The sequence below is a fragment of the Comamonas testosteroni genome (genome assembly GCF_030505195.1).
Classification (GTDB): domain Bacteria; phylum Pseudomonadota; class Gammaproteobacteria; order Burkholderiales; family Burkholderiaceae_C; genus Comamonas; species Comamonas testosteroni_G.
Window position 1 is genome coordinate 751367 of record NZ_CP129672.1, and the last position, 17436, is coordinate 768802.

Annotated in this window: 16 protein-coding genes; 7 read left to right on the forward strand and 9 right to left on the reverse strand. The window is 60.3% G+C overall.

Translation table 11 applies throughout. The features are described from left to right. Positions 1-77: 77 nt before the first annotated feature. The 6 genes from QYQ99_RS03375 to QYQ99_RS03400 all read right to left on the reverse strand — a co-directional run bounded on the left by QYQ99_RS03375 (position 78) and on the right by QYQ99_RS03400 (position 8224). A complete protein-coding gene (locus tag QYQ99_RS03375; RefSeq protein ID WP_302091426.1) occupies positions 78-1616 on the reverse strand; it encodes a 2-isopropylmalate synthase in 1539 nt (512 codons plus the stop codon). A 106-nt stretch (positions 1617-1722) separates the two neighbouring features. Next, positions 1723-3396 (reverse strand): 2-isopropylmalate synthase, encoded by a 1674-nt coding sequence (leuA, locus tag QYQ99_RS03380; RefSeq protein WP_302091427.1) that lies wholly within the window; start codon positions 3394-3396, stop codon positions 1723-1725. Positions 3397-3627: 231 nt separating this feature from the next. Beyond that, a complete protein-coding gene (gene pssA, locus QYQ99_RS03385) occupies positions 3628-4497 on the reverse strand; it encodes a CDP-diacylglycerol--serine O-phosphatidyltransferase (RefSeq protein ID WP_302091428.1) in 870 nt (289 codons plus the stop codon). 201 nt (positions 4498-4698) lie between these two features. Beyond that, positions 4699-5715, reverse strand: coding sequence for a ketol-acid reductoisomerase (gene ilvC / locus QYQ99_RS03390; protein ID WP_003080801.1), 1017 nt, complete (start codon positions 5713-5715; stop codon positions 4699-4701). Between the two features lie 72 nt (positions 5716-5787). After that, entirely contained in the window at positions 5788-6279 is a 492-nt protein-coding gene (ilvN, locus tag QYQ99_RS03395) for an acetolactate synthase small subunit (RefSeq protein WP_003056638.1), read from the reverse strand. A gap of 157 nt (positions 6280-6436) precedes the next feature. Next, positions 6437-8224 (reverse strand): acetolactate synthase 3 catalytic subunit, encoded by a 1788-nt coding sequence (locus QYQ99_RS03400; RefSeq protein ID WP_302091429.1) that lies wholly within the window; start codon positions 8222-8224, stop codon positions 6437-6439. Positions 8225-8489: 265 nt separating this feature from the next. Between QYQ99_RS03400 and QYQ99_RS03405 the strand changes: the two genes are divergently transcribed. From QYQ99_RS03405 to QYQ99_RS03430, 6 genes are all read left to right on the forward strand, one after another. Then, positions 8490-9059 carry an RNA polymerase sigma factor gene (locus QYQ99_RS03405; RefSeq protein ID WP_302091430.1) on the forward strand — a complete coding sequence of 190 codons (570 nt, stop codon included), beginning with the start codon at positions 8490-8492 and terminating at the stop codon, positions 9057-9059. Further along, on the forward strand, positions 9056-9511 hold the full coding sequence (locus QYQ99_RS03410; protein WP_302091431.1) for a DUF3619 family protein: 456 nt from the start codon (positions 9056-9058) through the stop codon (positions 9509-9511). Before QYQ99_RS03405 ends, QYQ99_RS03410 begins: the two co-directional genes overlap by 4 nt. A 22-nt stretch (positions 9512-9533) precedes the next feature. Further along, positions 9534-10349 (forward strand): DUF3106 domain-containing protein, encoded by an 816-nt coding sequence (locus QYQ99_RS03415; RefSeq protein ID WP_302091432.1) that lies wholly within the window; start codon positions 9534-9536, stop codon positions 10347-10349. A gap of 143 nt (positions 10350-10492) precedes the next feature. After that, positions 10493-10957 (forward strand): RDD family protein, encoded by a 465-nt coding sequence (locus QYQ99_RS03420; protein ID WP_034371810.1) that lies wholly within the window; start codon positions 10493-10495, stop codon positions 10955-10957. Positions 10958-10969: 12 nt separating this feature from the next. Further along, positions 10970-11368: a diacylglycerol kinase gene (locus QYQ99_RS03425; protein ID WP_302091433.1), complete on the forward strand. Its 399-nt coding sequence runs from the start codon at positions 10970-10972 to the stop codon at positions 11366-11368. Beyond that, positions 11365-11958 carry a TIGR00730 family Rossman fold protein gene (locus tag QYQ99_RS03430; protein ID WP_302091434.1) on the forward strand — a complete coding sequence of 198 codons (594 nt, stop codon included), beginning with the start codon at positions 11365-11367 and terminating at the stop codon, positions 11956-11958. The genes QYQ99_RS03425 and QYQ99_RS03430 overlap by 4 nt, the downstream gene beginning before the upstream one ends. 167 nt (positions 11959-12125) lie before the next feature. Here the strand turns inward: QYQ99_RS03430 and QYQ99_RS03435 are convergent, their stop codons facing one another. After that, positions 12126-12464: a P-II family nitrogen regulator gene (locus QYQ99_RS03435; protein ID WP_003056652.1), complete on the reverse strand. Its 339-nt coding sequence runs from the start codon at positions 12462-12464 to the stop codon at positions 12126-12128. 50 nt (positions 12465-12514) lie between these two features. After that, on the reverse strand, positions 12515-14161 hold the full coding sequence (locus tag QYQ99_RS03440; RefSeq protein ID WP_302091435.1) for an NAD+ synthase: 1647 nt from the start codon (positions 14159-14161) through the stop codon (positions 12515-12517). Here QYQ99_RS03440 and QYQ99_RS03445 point away from each other — a divergent pair. Then, entirely contained in the window at positions 14160-15521 is a 1362-nt protein-coding gene (locus QYQ99_RS03445; RefSeq protein ID WP_302091436.1) for a GNAT family N-acetyltransferase, read from the forward strand. The two genes, QYQ99_RS03440 and QYQ99_RS03445, sit on opposite strands and share 2 nt — an antisense overlap. Before the next feature lie 60 nt (positions 15522-15581). Here QYQ99_RS03445 and QYQ99_RS03450 read toward each other — a convergent pair whose 3' ends face one another. After that, the gene (locus QYQ99_RS03450; RefSeq protein WP_301446145.1) at positions 15582-17351 is read right to left on the reverse strand and encodes a methyl-accepting chemotaxis protein; all 1770 of its coding nucleotides are present in this window, start codon (positions 17349-17351) and stop codon (positions 15582-15584) included. Between the last annotated feature and the right edge of the window lie 85 nt (positions 17352-17436).

A 17436-nucleotide genomic window follows, 5' to 3' on the forward strand; every position in this document is an offset into this window, starting at 1 on the left:
TCAATCAAAAAAGTTGTGCAGTGACAAGCACTTGCACAACCTTCTCGATAATCTGAGTGAAATTATAAATCCAGCAGTCAACCTTGTGCTGCAACAACTTCCTGATTGCTATGCAATTTGTTCAAAGCACTCAGATAAGCCTTGGCCGATGCGACCACAATATCGGGGTCAGCACCCACTCCGTTGACGACGCGACCACTGCGTTGCAGGCGCACCGTCACCTCGCCCTGGCTCTCGGTCGAGCCGCTGATGGCATTGACGGAATACAGCACCATTTCAGCACCGCTCTTGACTTCGGACTCGATGGCCTTGAACGAGGCATCGACCGGGCCATTGCCTTCGGAGCTGGCCTTGATTTCCCTGCCTGCATTGCTGAAGACCACGCTGGCATGTGGGCGCTCACCTGTTTCACTCTGCTGGGCCAGCGAAATGAACTGGAACTGATTGTTCTGGTGCTCCGCTCCTTCGGCATTCAACAGCGCCAGAATGTCCTCGTCAAAAATCTCGCTCTTGCGGTCCGCGAGCTCCTTGAAGCGCGTGAAGGCCTGGTTGATGGCAGCTTCGCTGTCCAGCTCCACCCCCAGCTCCTGCAGGCGCTGCTTGAAGGCGTTGCGACCACTGAGCTTGCCCAGCACGATCTTGTTGGCCGCCCAGCCCACGTCCTCGGCACGCATGATTTCGTAGGTGTCACGAGCCTTGAGCACGCCGTCCTGATGAATGCCGGAGGCATGGGCAAAGGCGTTGGCCCCCACCACAGCTTTGTTGGGCTGCACCACAAAGCCCGTGGTCTGGCTGACCAGGCGGCTGGCGGCCACGATATGCTGGGTATCGATATTCACATCCAGACCGAAGTAGTCCTTGCGCGTCTTGATGGCCATGACCACTTCTTCAAGTGAGCAGTTACCCGCGCGCTCACCAAGACCATTGATGGTGCATTCGATCTGGCGGGCGCCGCCGATCTTCACTCCCGCCAGAGAATTGGCCACCGCCATGCCCAGGTCGTTGTGGCAATGCACGGACCAGACCGCCTTGTCGCTGTTGGGCACGCGCTCGCGCAAGTTGCGAATGAATTCCCCGTAGAGCTCGGGAATCGCGTAACCCACGGTGTCGGGCACGTTGATGGTGGTTGCGCCTTCCTTGATGACTGCCTCGATCACACGCGCCAGAAAATCGGGCTCGCTGCGATAGCCGTCCTCCGCGCTGAACTCGATATCTTCGATGAGATTGCGCCCGAAGCGCACCGCCTGCCTGGCCTGCTCCAGCACCTGCTCGGGTGTCATGCGCAGCTTTTTCTCCATATGCAACGCACTGGTGGCGATAAAGGTATGAATGCGAGCGCGGTTGGCATCCTTCAACGACTCGGCCGCACGCGCAATGTCGCGGTCGTTGGCTCGGGAGAGCGAGCAGACGGTGGAATCCTTGATGGCTCGTGCAATGGACTGGATGGACTCGAAGTCGCCATTGGATGCCGCAGCAAACCCCGCCTCGATCACATCGACCTTCAGACGCTCCAGCTGACGGGCAATGCGCAGCTTTTCATCGCGTGTCATGGAAGCGCCGGGCGATTGCTCGCCGTCACGCAAGGTGGTGTCGAAAATAATGAGTTGATCGGACATGGTGGGGGACTCTCTATGTGAGGGCGCCGGTAGACGCCTGTTTTGACTGGAGGATTGCCGACAAAAAAGCCGGTGTGCTTTTGGCGACACCGGCTTTGAACCTTTTTCATGCAGCTACCGCCTCTTCAGCGACAGCGGCAACGCGCTGCACTCCCGAGATGATGGCGCGCAAGGAGGCGGAAACGATATTGGCATCCACCCCTACGCCGTAGCAGACCTGAGCGTCATCCACGCGCAATTCCACATAGGCAATCGCCTTGGCATTCGCGCCCTCGCCAATCGCATGTTCAGCATAGTTGAGCACGCGCACATTGCGACCGACGTTAGCCGACAACGCCTGCACGAAGGCATCAATGGGGCCCGTACCTTCGCCTTCCAAAAAATACTTTTCCCCGGCGATCTCGATGTGGGAAGTCATATTGACCACGCCATCGGCCTCGCTCAGGCGATATTGAGGCGCCTTGACGGTGTTGACTCCATATTCGCGCTGGAACAGCTCCCACAGATCCGCAGCCGACAACTCCTTGCCGCTGGCATCCATCTCGCGCTGCACGACCTGGCTGAATTCGATCTGCAGGCGCCGGGGCAGCTGAAGTCCGTATTCGCTCTCGAGCAGATAGGCAATGCCGCCCTTGCCCGACTGGCTGTTCACGCGAATCACTGCCTCATAGCTGCGACCCAGGTCCTTGGGATCGATGGGCAAATAAGGCATATCCCAGATATCGCCTTCCTTGTGGGCGGCGAAAGCCTTCTTGATAGCGTCCTGGTGGGAGCCGGAGAAGGAGGTGTAGACCAAGTCACCCACGTAAGGGTGACGAGGATGCACGGGCAACTGGTTGCAATGCTCAACCGTTGCACGGATATCGTCGATGTCGGAGAAATCCAGGCCGGGGTTCACACCCTGGATATACATATTGAGCGCCACATTCACCACGTCCAGATTGCCGGTGCGCTCGCCGTTGCCGAACAGGCAGCCTTCCAGACGGTCCGCACCGGCCATCAGCGACAGCTCGGCAGCCGCAGTGCCCGTGCCGCGGTCGTTGTGAGGATGGACCGAGATCACCACGCTGTCACGGCGCTTGATGTTGCGGTGCGTCCACTCCACCATGTCGGCAAAGATATTGGGCGTGGAGTGCTCCACGGTGGTGGGCAAATTGATGATGCACTTGTTCTCGGGCGTGGGTTGCCAGACATCGGTGACGGCATCGATCACGCGCCTGGAGAACTCCAGCTCGGTGTCCGAGTACATTTCGGGCGAATACTGGAAGGTCCACTTGGTGCCGGGGTGCTGGGCCGCGATGTCCTTGAACATCTGCGCATTGGTCACCGCCAGCTCCACAATCTCGTCCTCGCTCATGTTCAGCACCACACGGCGCATCACGGGAGCCGTGGCGTTGTAGAGATGGACGATGGCGCGGGGCACGCCTTCCAGCGCCTCGAAAGTGCGACGAATCAGGTGCTCACGCGCCTGGGTCAGCACCTGCACGGTCACGTCGTCGGGAATGCGGTTTTCCTCGATGAGCTTGCGCATGAAGTCGAACTCGATCTGCGAGGCCGAAGGGAAGCCCACTTCGATTTCCTTGAAGCCGATCTTCACCAGTTGCTCGAACATGCGCACCTTGCGCTCGATGTCCATGGGCTCGATCAAGGCCTGGTTGCCGTCACGCAGATCCACGCTGCACCAGACCGGGGGCTTGGTGATGACCGCGTCGGGCCAGGTCCGATCGGTCAAACGCACGGGGGCGAAAGCGCGGTATTTGGTGGAAGGGTTTTGCAACATGGTGAGTCTCTTTAGTCGAAATTAGAGGAAATTGAACCCAGCTCCAGCGACGCCCAAAAGCAAAAACGGCCCGTCGCTGATGCTACGGGCCGCCAAGTAGGGTGTGTTTGTACGCGCGCGCTACTTTCTCTGCCCGTTGGACATTAGTAGTAGAGCTAGCGACAGGTTTTGCATGCGGATCACTTTAACACAAGAAAAGTTGACAGGGCCAGGATTTTTTGGGGCCGCTCTTCAATCGTCGTGCAGACCACGCTCATCGGGCTCGTCCTTGGAGGTCGCCACGATGCTGACCTGCTCGCCCTTGGCGCGGCGCCAGGCATAGATCACATATCCCGAGATCGAGTAACCGACAAACACCAGGAACAGCATGGTGGCGGGCTCGATGCTCACCACGGCCATCAGCAGGGCCACCACCACCAGCGAGACGAACGGCATGCTCTTGGCGCCGCCGATGTCCTTGAAGCTGTAGTAGGGAATATTGGTGACCATGGTCAGGCCTGCAAACAGCGTGATGGCGAACATGATCCAGGACAGATCGGCCCGATCCGTGGGGTAGCCGCCGAAAAAGGAAATCACATCGCCGAAGATGGGCACATCGCGGTGGGAAACCATCAGGGCACTGGTCAGCCAGATAAAGCCCGCCACCAGGGCCGCTGCCGCAGGAGAAGGCATACCCTGGAAATAGCGCTTGTCCACCACGGCCGTATTCACGTTGAAGCGGGCCAGGCGCAGTGCCGCGCAGGCGCAATACACAAAGGCGGCAATCCAGCCCCAGCGCCCCAGGGGACGCAAGGCCCACTCATAAGCAATCAGCGCAGGCGCGGCGCCAAAGGACACCATGTCGGAGAGCGAATCCATCTGCTCGCCAAACGCGCTTTGCGTATGCGTCATTCGCGCCACGCGACCGTCGAGACTGTCGAGCACCATGGCGCAGAAAACGCCCACGGCCGCCAGTTCGAACTTGTTGTTCATCGCCATGACGATGGCGTAGAAACCGCCAAACAGTGCTGCCAGCGTGAACAGATTGGGCAGCACATAAATGCCTTTGCGCGGTTTGCGCGGCATTCCACTCAGATCGGCAGAATCATTGCTGTTTTGCATCAAACAGACCTCCAGTGCTTGCATGTCAGATGCATGCAGCTATTAAAACGATAGTATTTCAAGCACGGCCATCATGACCATGTCCCTGCCACCAGTGTACCCGCCACACAGATCGCCTCCGGAATGAAAAAAGGCCACCTCAAAGGTGGCCTCTTGCCCAAGCGCAATCATCCGGCTCGCGCCGAATGACTTGCCTCAGCATCAGTTGCGGGTCTGGTCGACCAGCTTGTTCTTGGAGATCCAGGGCATCATGGAGCGCAGCTGGCCGCCCACTTGCTCGATGGCGTGATCGGCGTTCTGGCGACGACGGGCAGTCATGGAAGGATAGTTCAGACGGCCTTCGCTGATGAACATCTTGGCGTACTCACCGCTCTGGATGCGCTTGAGGGCGTTGCGCATGGCCTTGCGGGATTCTTCGTTGATGACTTCGGGGCCGGTCACGTACTCGCCATACTCCGCGTTGTTGGAGATGGAGTAGTTCATGTTGGCAATGCCGCCTTCGTACATCAGGTCAACGATCAGCTTGAGCTCGTGCAGGCACTCGAAATAAGCCATTTCGGGAGCGTAGCCAGCTTCAGTCAGAGTCTCGAAGCCCATCTTCACCAGCTCCACTGCACCGCCGCACAGCACGGCCTGCTCGCCGAACAGGTCGGTTTCGGTTTCTTCCTTGAAGTTGGTTTCGATGATGCCGCCCTTGCCGCCGCCATTGGCGGAAGCGTAGGACAGGGCCACGTCACGGGCCTTGCCGGACTGGTCCTGATAGATGGCGATCAGGGAAGGCACGCCGCCGCCCTTGAGGTATTCGGAGCGCACGGTGTGACCGGGGCCCTTGGGAGCGACCATGATCACGTCCAGATCGGCGCGGGGCACAACCTGGTTGTAGTGCACGTTGAAGCCGTGAGCGAAAGCCAGGGTAGCGCCGGACTTGATGTTGGGCTCGACGTTGTTCTTGTACACCTCGGGGATGTTCTCGTCGGGCAGCAGGATCATGACCACGTCGGCAGCCTTGACCGCGTCGTTGACTTCCATCACGGTCAGGCCGGCCTTGCCGACCTTGTCCCAGGAAGAGCCGCCCTTGCGCAGACCGACCACCACCTTCACGCCGCTGTCGTTCAGGTTTTGAGCATGTGCGTGGCCTTGGCTGCCGTAGCCGATGATGGCAACAGTCTTGCCCTTGATCAGGCTCAGGTCACAGTCCTTGTCGTAGAAAACTTTCATGATGGCTCCAGGTCTCTTATCTTGAGGGGGTTAAAAAGGTTTGTTCAGATTCAAAAGGGTGCAACGCAGCCATTAGACACGCAGAATACGCTCGCCACGGCCAATACCCGAGGCGCCCGTACGAACGGTTTCGAGGATGGCAGTGCGATCAATGGCTTGCAGGAAGGCATCGTTCTTGGACTGGTCGCCGGTGAGCTCCACGGTGTAGCTCTTTTCGGTCACGTCGATGATGCGGCCGCGGAAGATGTCCGCCATGCGCTTCATTTCCTCGCGCTCCTTGCCCACGGCACGCACCTTGACCATCATCAGCTCGCGTTCGGTGTAAGCACCTTCGGTCAGGTCCACCACTTTAACCACTTCAATCAGTCGGTTCAGGTGCTTTGTGATTTGCTCAATCACATCGTCCGAACCCGTGGTGAGGATGGTCATGCGCGACAGCGAGGGATCCTCGGTCGGTGCAACTGTCAGGGATTCAATGTTGTAGCCACGAGCAGAAAACAGGCCCACGACGCGCGACAGTGCTCCAGGCTCGTTCTCGAGCAGCACGGCAATAATGTGTTTCATTGGGAGATTCCTCTTTTCGCCGCCCTCCCCTGACACCGGTAAGTGCCAGGCTCGGCGGGCAATAGATTCGTCAAAAAATGCTATTTAAAATATAGCTGCTTGCGCTTGACATGTAAGTGCTTGGAGCCGAATTCACTGAAAATCGGCTTCCCAGGCATCACAGGTCGTCGGCACCCAGCAGCATTTCCGTGATGCCACGGCCGGCTTGCACCATGGGGAACACGTTCTCGGTCGGGTCGGTGCGGAAGTCCAGGAAGACCGTCTTGCTTTCTTCGCGCACGATGCGGCGTGCCTCGCGCAGCGCAGCCTCGACATCGGCGGGCTTTTCGATCAGCAGGCCGCGGTGGCCGAAGGCCTCCGCCAGCTTCACGAAGTCGGGCAGCGAATCCATATAGCTGCTCGAGTAGCGACCCGAGTATTCAATTTCCTGCCATTGGCGCACCATGCCCAGGAAACGGTTGTTCAGCGCGCAGATGACCACCGGGGTGTTGTACTGCTTGCAGGTGGCCAGCTCCTGGATGTTCATCTGGATCGAGCCTTCGCCCGTGATGCAGAAGACTTCGGAGTCGGGCTTGGCAAGCTTGATGCCCATGGCGTAAGGCAGACCCACGCCCATGGTGCCCAGACCGCCGGAGTTGATCCAGCGACGGGGTTCATCAAAGCGGTAATATTGCGCCGCCCACATCTGGTGCTGACCCACATCAGAGGTGATGTAGGCGTTCGCATCCTTGGTCATGTTCCACAGCGTGTCGACCACGTACTGGGGCTTGATGACTTCGGTGTTGGACTTGTCGTAGCTCAGGCAGTCGCGGCTGCGCCAGCCTTCGATGGTGTTCCACCACTGACCCAGAGCTGACTCATCGGGACGCTGGGCCGACTCGCGCAGCATGGCGATCAGCTCGCTCAGCACATCCTTGACGTCGCCCACGATGGGCACATCCACCTTCACGCGCTTGGAGATGGAGGAAGGATCGATGTCGATATGGATGATCTTGCGCTCCACCGACATGAAGTGCTTGGGATTGCCGATCACGCGGTCGTCAAAGCGGGCGCCCACAGCCAGCAGCACATCGCAGTTCTGCATGGCATTGTTGGCTTCGATGGTGCCGTGCATGCCCAGCATGCCCAGGAACTTCTTGTCGCTGGCGGGATAGGCTCCCAGACCCATCAGGGTGTGAGTGACGGGGTAGCCCAGCATGTCCACCAGCTGGCGCAGTTCGTTGCAGGCATTGCCCAGCAACACGCCGCCGCCGGTATAGATATAAGGGCGCTTGGCCGTCAACAGCAGCTGCAGAGCCTTGCGAATCTGGCCCGCATGACCCTTTTTGACGGGGTTGTACGAGCGCATTTCCACTTTTTCAGGATAGCCCGTGTACAGCGCCTTCTTGAAGGACACGTCCTTGGGAATATCCACCACCACAGGGCCGGGGCGGCCGGTGCGGGCGATGTGGAAAGCCTTTTTCATGGTCTCGGCCAGCTCACGCACATCCTTGACCAGGAAGTTGTGCTTGACGATGGGACGAGTGATGCCCACGGTGTCGCACTCTTGAAATGCGTCGGTACCGATGTAATTGGTCGAAGTCTGACCCGCAATGACCACCATGGGGATGGAGTCGGTATAGGCGGTGGCAATGCCTGTCACCGCATTGGTCAGACCGGGGCCGGAAGTCACCAGCGCCACGCCCACTTCACCGGTGGCACGCGCAAAACCGTCGGCAGCATGCACAGCCGCCTGCTCGTGGCGCACCAGCACATGCTGAATGCTGTCCTGCTTGTAGAGCGCGTCGTAAATATAGAGAACTGCCCCGCCTGGGTAACCCCACAGGTGCTTGACACCTTCAGCCTGAAGAGACTTGATGAGGATTTCGGAGCCCATCAATTCCTGGGCGCCCTTGGGGGAGGATGCGGCGGCTGCAGAGGCCAGCTCGGCTTTGGAGATTTCCATGATCAACCTTTGTGAATTTCTCTAACGAAAAACCTTCGGTGCCCTTAGCCTGAAGCCCTTGTGAGGCCGGTTTAGGACTTAAGACCACATGCCATGGACGTTTGTGTATACGCCGGACCGTGACCCGTTTGCTTCTTTAAGTTGAAGATCATTATCGCACTGCAACAAGACCTTCAAATGCAGTACACAAAAAAACATCATCGGATGCGATAATCTGCGGCTTTCGCCACTACCTAACTCCCGTTTTCTCCAGGGTTACCCTCTCTTGGCCACAGAACAAGAACTGTCTGCATTCCTCAAAGACGTTGAAAAGCGCGCCTTCAAACGCAGCGTTTTCCATGTCCGCGACGAGGAGGCCGCCCTGGATATCGTACAGGACAGCATGCTCAAGCTGGCCCAGCACTATGGGGACAAGCCCGCCAACGAGCTGCCCATGCTGTTCCAGCGCATTCTGTCGAACAGCACCCTGGACTGGTTTCGCCGCCAAAAGACCCAGAAAGCCGTTTTCACTCACTTCAGCGACCTGGAGTCTTCCGTGGACGGGGACAGCGACTTCGACTGGCTGGAAACCTATGCAACCCATAGCGACGCATCCACCGCCAACAACGCCGAGAGCCTGACCGAACGCAAGCAGACGCTGCAAAGCATAGAAAAAGAGATACAGGAGCTGCCTGCGCGTCAACGCGAGGCCTTTCTCATGCGTTATTGGGAAGAGATGGATGTCGCGGAGACCGCTGCCGCCATGGGTTGCTCAGAAGGCAGTGTCAAAACCCATTGCTTTCGCGCCATCCAAACATTGAGCAAGGCACTCAAGGCCAAAGGAATCGAGTTATGAAATCCGTGCCCACCCTCCGGCAAGAACAGGCCGTCGACCGTATCGCCCGTCAAATCACTGCACGACTGAGTGAGGGTGAAGCCTTGCTCCCGTATGAAGTCACCGAACGTCTGCGCGCCTCCCGTGAGCAAGCCGTATCCATACGCCGCCGCGAAGCGTCCGTACTGCGCATTCAGACCAGTGCTGCAACATCTGCCCAGGGCGGCACCCTGACACTGGGCAATCCCGACGAAGGCAAGGGCTGGTGGCGCACCTTGGTCTCGGCCATCCCCGTTTTTGCACTCATTGCGGGCCTGGTAATCTACAACTCCGACACCGAACAAAGTATGCTGAGCGAAGTCACCGAGGTCGATACCGCCTTGCTGACCGATGATCTGCCCCCTGCTGCCTACTCTGACCCTGGTTTCATCCAGTACCTCAAGACCTCGGCAGCCACTCCATCAGAACACTAAACAGCCTGCCACGTCTGCCTTGATGCCCACTGAGAAGCGCTCCCTCCTGAAACCAGACAATACCGCCGCCGTCCTGGCGGCGCTGTTGTTGGTGGCCTTGAGCTGGACAGGATGGAATGTCGTACAGCAAGTCAGGCTGGCACCCAGCTCCGTGCCTCCCGCCACGGTAGCTGCATCCAAGTCCATGCATGCGGATCCGTCCACGCGCCAAAGAGCCTCGGCACAGGCTTCGGGCCCACGCTGGGGCGAGCTCAGCAGCCACCAGCGCGAGATTCTGCAGCCGCTGGAAGAGCGCTGGGCCATGATCGGCTCGGTACAGAAGCGCCGCTGGATTGCCCTGGCGGATGGCTTTGACAAACTCAGCGAACGCGAACAGCAAAAGCTTCATGACCGCATGGAAGCATGGTCCGGCCTGAGTGCCGCCCAGCGCAACCAGGCCCGGCTGAACTTCGCCATTACCAACAAGCTCGCAACAGACAAGCAGGCCCAGTGGGAGGCCTACCAGGCTCTGAGCGATGAAGAAAAGCGACTGTTGGCCGCCCGCGCCACCCCCAAGGTGGTAAGCGCCGCACCGGCCATCAAGCCTGTGCCTTCCAAGAAGCTGGCGCGCATTCCTGCTGCCACGGCCTCCCCCAATACGGTACCCAATCTGCCCAAGATTCCGCCCGCAACCATTCATCACCCACCACCGCCCGTGCCCGCAACACCGGCCATGGTGGAGACGCACCCAATCCGTACGCCCTCGGTGATTGTGGAGACGGCTCCCGTGGACATTCCTCGCGCCACCCCGATCACCCTGCCTCCGCTGGATGCGCCAGGTCAAGACTCGCACCAATGACAGCGTCGATGCGGCAAACCGAGTTTCAAGCCTGCTGACCTGAACCCTACAATTGCCTCATGCAGCAAGACACCCCGATCCGCAAAGGCAGTGCAGCACCCTCAACCACTCCTGACTTCATAGCACCAAGCCTTCGCCGCCGCATGGCTTGCTGGCTTTATGAAGGAATGCTTTTGTTTGGCGTGGTGTTCATTGCCGGCTATTTGTTCGGAACCCTGTCTCAGACGCGCAATGCACTCGACAATCGGCATCTGCTGCAGGCTTTCATGCTGGTGGTGCTGGGGATTTACTTTGTCTGGTTCTGGAGCAAGGGCCAGACGCTGGCCATGAAGACCTGGCATATCCGCGTGGTCGATACCCAAGGTCGCCCGCTGACGCAGACCCGCGCCCTGCTGCGCTACGCAGCCAGCTGGATGTGGTGGCTGCCGCCGCTGGCCCTGCTGTACCCGCTGGGCCTGCCGCCACTGGAGGTGCTGGTGCTGCTCCTGGGCTGGATTCTGATTTGGGCACTGCTGAGCCGCTTTCACCCCCGAAAGCAGTTCTGGCACGACGCCTGGGCCGGCACCCAGCTGGTGCATCAGGCCCCCACTCCAAAACACATTCGCTGACCCAATCTCTCCATGAGCGCCTCCTCACCCGACCCCGTCAACCCGCAAAAGAGCCGCACCGGCCTGTCCCGGGTGCTGCATGCCGGCGGCTACTCGCTGGCTGGCCTCAAGGCCGGCTGGCACGAAAAAGCATTTCAGCAAGAAGCCATCTGTGCTGTTGTCATGGTTCCTCTGGCGCTCTGGCTAGGTCAGAGCTGGGAGCAGGCAGCATTGCTGGCCGGCAGCGTCATCCTGGTTCTCATTGTGGAATTGCTCAATACCGGCATAGAGGCAGCCATAGACCGTATCGGCCCGGAATGGCACGAGCTGTCAAAGAAAGCCAAGGACATGGGCAGCGCCGCTGTATTTCTGGCCCTGTGCCTGTGCGGCGCCATCTGGGCTGCCGCTCTTTATCACCGTTTCATCGTATGACCCAACCCGCTTTTTCCATTTGCGTGTACTGCGGCTCACGCCCCGGCACCAACCCTCAATTCACCGAAGTCGCCAAGGCCGTGGGCCAATGGATAGGCTCGCGCGGCGGCCAGCTGGTCTATGGCGGCGGACGCAGCGGCCTGATGGGCGTGGTGGCCGAAGCCACGCAACAAGCTGGCGGCCGCGTCGTCGGCATCATCCCTCAGGCGCTGGTCGACAAGGAACTGGCCAACCAGGCCTGCGACGAGCTGCACATCGTCAAGAACATGCACGAGCGCAAGGCCATGATGGCCGAGCGCAGCGACGCCTTCGTGGCCTTGCCCGGCGGCATCGGCACGTTTGAAGAGCTGTTCGAAGTCTGGACCTGGCGCCAGCTGGGCTACCACGACAAGCCCGTCGGCATTCTCAATGTGGATGGCTATTACGACGCCATGCTGCAGTTTCTTCAGTCCTGCGTGGGCAACGGCTTCATGGGCGAGTGGCAGATGGGCCTGGTCGAAAACAGCAGCGACACCTCGGCCCTGCTGCAAAATCTCGTCCAGAATGCAGGCAGCCAGCTGGATACACCGCCTCTGCGCTCGGTGATCTGAGGCCTGCAAACCCTGTGGAACGGCATCCGCCTGCCCGCAGAGCTGCAGGCAGCGCGCAAGCCCGGCTCCGTGCCATGAAAAAAGCCAGACTCAAGGTCTGGCTTTTTGGTTGGGGCGCATGTCTGGCGCGCATAACTGGGGCGCATAACTGGACCCGGCATGCCTGCTCAGACAGCAGTGTCGTCCAGCTCGCCCGTGCGGATGCGCACCACTCGCTCCACGGGGGTGATGAAGATCTTGCCGTCTCCAATCTTGCCGGTGCGCGCGACGTTGACGACGGCATCCACGCAGCGGTCCACATCTTCATCTCGCACCACGACTTCGATCTTCACCTTGGGCAGGAAATCGACCACATACTCGGCGCCACGATAGAGCTCGGTATGGCCTTTCTGGCGACCAAAACCCTTGACTTCGGTCACGGTCAGACCATTCACCCCACACTCTGCCAGGGCCTCGCGCACTTCCTCGAGCTTGAAGGGCTTGATGACGGCGGTAATCATTTTCATGGGGCTGGTTCCTCAATTGATTGAAATCGGCAAACACCGGAGGCAGAACCTCAGGCGCGAAATTTGTTGGTGATGGGGTAGCGCCAGTCCTTGCCAAAGCTGCGCATTGTCAGACGTGGACCGACCGGCGCCTGGCGACGCTTGTACTCGTTGATTTGTATCAGACGCGTGACCCGCTCCACATCCGCCGGCGCAAAACCCTCGGCGACGATGGAGCTTATGCTCTCGTTGTTTTCCATGTAACGGGACACGATGGCATCCAGCACCTCGTAGTCCGGCAGGCTGTCCTGATCCTTCTGATCGGGGCGCAACTCAGCACTGGGTGGACGCGTAATGATGCGATCGGGAATGGGATCGAGCCCCGTGCCGAAGGGATCGTTGGCATTGCGCCAGCGTGCCAGCGCAAACACCTCGGTCTTGAACACATCCTTGATGACGGCAAAGCCTCCAGCCATGTCGCCGTACAGCGTGCAGTAGCCGGTGGACATCTCGCTCTTGTTGCCTGTGGTCAGCACGATGGAGCCAAACTTGTTGCTCATGGCCATCAGCAAGGTCCCCCGAATACGGGCTTGCAGGTTTTCCTCGGTCGTGTCTTCGGCGCGCCCGGCAAAAGTGCCTGCCAGCGCCGCCTTGAAGGCTTCGAACTGCGGCGCGATATCGATCTCTTCGTGCTGTACGCCCACGCGCTCGGACATTTCGCGCGCGTCAAGCCAGCTGATATCGGCCGTATAGGGCGAAGGCATCATGACCGTGCGCACCTTGTCCGCGCCCAGCGCATCCACTGCGATAGCCAGCACCAGGGCCGAGTCCATGCCGCCCGACAGGCCGATGAGTGCGCCCGGAAAACGGTTCTTGCCGACATAGTCACGCACGGACAGCACCAGCGCAGACCAAAGCGCATGGTGGTGGTTCAGCTGGGGGTTGACTGCCCCCGTCAGCGTCACGCATCCATCCACCAGATGCGCGGCCACCATGGGCAGCTCTTCCTCGAAAGCGGCCGCGCGAGCCGCCACCTGACCACTGGCGTCCACTGCAAACGAGCAGCCGTCGAACACGACTTCGTCCTGACCGCCCACCAGATGGGCATACACCAGGGGAGCCGCATTTTCCATGGCGCGCTGCGCAATCACCGCCTCGCGCTCGGAGGATTTGCCGCTATGAAACGGCGAGGCATTGATGACGGCCAGCAACTGGGCGCCTGCGGCCACGGCAGCCCGCGCAGGGCCGGCATGCCAGGCGTCTTCGCAAATCAGCAGGCCGATCTGGATGCCATCGAGCTCGAAGACACAGCTCTCTTGACCGGCCGCAAAGTAGCGCTGTTCGTCGAACACGCCAAAATTGGGCAGCAGCTGCTTGAAGTAGCGCGCAATCTGCTGACCATCGCGCAGCACGCTGGCAGCGTTGAACAGTTTCTCACCCTGCTCATCGCGCTGCGGGTGACCGATGACCAGCGCCAGCCCCGGCCATTGGACACTGGCTTGCTGCAATTGCTGCAGGGCCGCGTCGCAGGCCTCCAAAAATGCCGGACGCAGATACAGGTCCTCGGCCGCGTAGCCGCACAGGGCAAGCTCGGGCGTGAGCAGCAGTCGGGCACCGTTGGCATAAGCTTCAGCAGCAGCGGCGATGATTTTCTGGACATTGCCAGAGAGGTCTCCCACAACAAAATTGCGTTGGGCACAGCAAATGGAAAGCGTCATGAAAAGCAAGCTAGGCGGTGAGGCCACCAGCCCCCGCGACAATCAGGGCATGGCCGAAAACAAGATTATCACTCGCGTGCTTGCCAGCGTGCAGCAGCTGGACGCACAAACCTGGAATGTGCTGCTGGCCTCTCAATCCACGCCCACGCCCTTCATGCGCCACGAATACCTGGCGGCCATGGAGCAAAGCGGCAGCGCCACGCCCGACACCGGCTGGATCGCCCGGGTCATCACCGTCTGGGACGGCGATGAGTTGCTGGCCGCCTGCCCTCTCTACATCAAGACCCATTCTTACGGCGAATATGTGTTTGACTGGGCCTGGGCTCGCGCCTATCAGCAGCATGGCCTGCCGTACTACCCCAAGGGTTTGCTGGCCGTCCCCTTCACGCCTGTGCCCGGCTCGCGTCTGCTGGCACGCAGCCAGGCACTGCGCGTGGCGCTGGTGCATGCCGTCCAGGCCTGGGCAGCCGAGCAGCAGCTGTCATCGCTGCACCTGCTGTTTGGCGATGCCGATGATCTTGCCGCCTGCGCTGCGGCCGGCTGGATGCAGCGCAGCACGGTGCAGTTTCACTGGACGAACACGCCGCCCGCCCTCCCTGCGGCGCGCGCCACTTTGCCCGCCGAGGCAGAGCCCGCCAGCATGCAGGCCTGCGCTGACACAGCAACGACACCGCCCTGCTGGAAGGACTTCGACGATTTTCTGGGCTCGCTGAACCAGGAAAAGCGCAAGAAGATCCGCCAGGAGCGACGCAAGATTGCCGAGGCCGGCGTGAGCTTCAAGGCCCTGCAAGGCCGCGACATCGGTGCGCAGGACTGGTCCTTCTTCTATCGTTGCTACGAGCGCACCTACCTGGAGCATGGCAACCCGCCGTATCTGACACCGGAGTTCTTTGCCGCCATGGCCTCGGCCATGCCCGAGAGCTGGGTGATGTTCATTGCCGAGCGCAACGGACAGCCCGTAGCATCAAGTTTGATAGCTACTACCGCCTTACAGTCAACGAATTCAGCATCAAAACCATTGTTTTTTGATGGTGGACAAGCGCAAGCAGCTATCAATAACAAGGTCGCCTATGGCCGCTACTGGGGCGCTCTGGAGCGGATCGACAGCTTGCATTTCGAAGCCTGCTACTACCAGCCCATCGAATGGTGCATCGCCAACGGCTTTGACCGCTTCGAGGGCGGCGCCCAGGGAGAGCACAAGATGGCCCGTGCGCTGCTGCCCGTGGAAACACCGAGTGCCCACTGGGTGGCCCACCCGGCTTTTGCCGATGCCATCGAGCGCTTTTTGCAGCGCGAGAGCGAAGGCATGGCCCAGTATGTGCAAGAGCTGCAATCCCATAGCCCGCTGCGCAAGGCCTGAAGGCGGAGACAAAAAAAGGCCGCTTTGCAGCGGCCTTGAATCCCTAACCCTTGGAGACATTCAGAAGGTTTCCCAGTCATCCTCGTTCAGCGAGGACTTGGGCGCATTGCGGACAGGCGCAGATTCACCAGCAGCAGCGCCCCCCATCAAAGAGCGCGGGGCTGCCGGCATGGGGGCAGAACGGGCGGCCACACGACGGACAGGAGCCTGACGCGCCGGGGCGGCAGCGGCGACCATGGCCGGCGCCGCTGCACGGGCTGCAGCCTTGGGTGCCTGGTCATGAAGCGCACTGGCAGGCAGCTGGAAGACCGCCACGGCCTGAACCAGATCCTGCGCCTGCTTGCGCAGCGCGCCGGCAGCAGCGGCACTCTCCTCCACCAGCGCCGCGTTTTGCTGCGTCGTCTGATCCATCTGCGTCACAGCCTCGCCAACCTGGGCCACCCCCTGGCTCTGCTCCTGGCTGGCGGCACTGATCTCGGCCATCAGATCCGTCACCCGGCTGATGGCCGAGACGATGTCGGCCATGGTGGCTCCGGCCTTGTCCACCAGCTGCGTGCCCTGCTCCACGCGCTGCACGCTGGTGCTGATCAAGGCCTTGATTTCCTTGGCGGCTTCGGCACTGCGCTGGGCCAGGGTGCGCACCTCGCCCGCCACCACGGCAAAACCACGGCCCTGCTCACCGGCGCGAGCCGCTTCCACGGCCGCATTCAGCGCCAGGATATTGGTCTGAAAGGCGATGGAGTCGATGACCGTGATGATGTCGGCAATCTGCTGGCTGCTGTTGTTGATGCCCTTCATGGTCTCCACCACTTCAGCCACCACGGCACCGCCCTGCGCTGCCACCTGGGAAGCATTCACCGCCATCTGATTGGCGGCGCGGGCGTTGTCGGCGTTCTGGCGCACCGTGGAGCCCAACTGCTCCATGGAGGCGGCGGTCTGCTCCAGCGCACTGGCCTGCTCCTCTGTGCGACCGGAGAGATCGGCATTGCCCGAGGCAATCTGCGAACTGGCCGAGGCCACGCCTTCCGCGTTCTGGCGTACCGAGCGCACGGTCTGCACCAGACTACTTTGCATGCGCTGCAGGGCGCTGAGCAAGCGGCCTGTTTCGTCCTCTCGCTCCACGCGAATGACGCCACTCAGATCCCCGTTGGCCACGCGGTCCGCCGCCTGCACGGCCTGCTCCAGCGGCGCGCGGATGGAACGCACCAGCCAGAGGCCGGCGCCCAGGGCCACCAGCACCGCCACTGCGGCGGCCACGATCAGCAGGCTCACGGCCCGTTCATAGACCCCCTCCGAAGCCAGCGTCTCGCCTCTTGCCACATCGCTGTTGAACTTGATCAGCTTTTGCAGGGTCGCCGAAGACGCGTCGTAGAGCTTGAGAGACTCCCCCCCCAGCAACTGCTTGGCACGCTCCTTGTCGCCGCTGCGCGATGCCTCGAACAATTGCTTGTTCAGCGCCACATAACGCTCTCTCTCGCGCAGGAACTGGGTATAGAGCTCGCGCTCCTCGGCCGTGATGATCAGCGGCTCGTAGAGCTTTTTCGCCTCTGCCAGATGCGTTTGCAACTGCTCGAACTGGGTCTCCACCTGGGCCATATAGGCGGCTTCGTCATTGTTGACATGCCGCAACTCGAGCAAGCGGGTGCGCGCCAGGTCGGTATTGAGGGTGTTGATCACTTCCACGCTGGGCAAGGCATTGCCCGTGATGGTTTCAGCGCTGGAGCGCATGGAGCGCAACTGCAGCAATGCCATGGCCACTACCACGACCAGCAGCACGACCAGAATCCCGAACGTGCCGAGAATCCGCGTGGAGATTTTGATGCTTTTCATTGATTGCACCTCCCTCTATTACCAATTAGTTTTTTATGAATACCGCTTTTGAATCCACGCATGCGAGACGTGAGGATTCAATTTC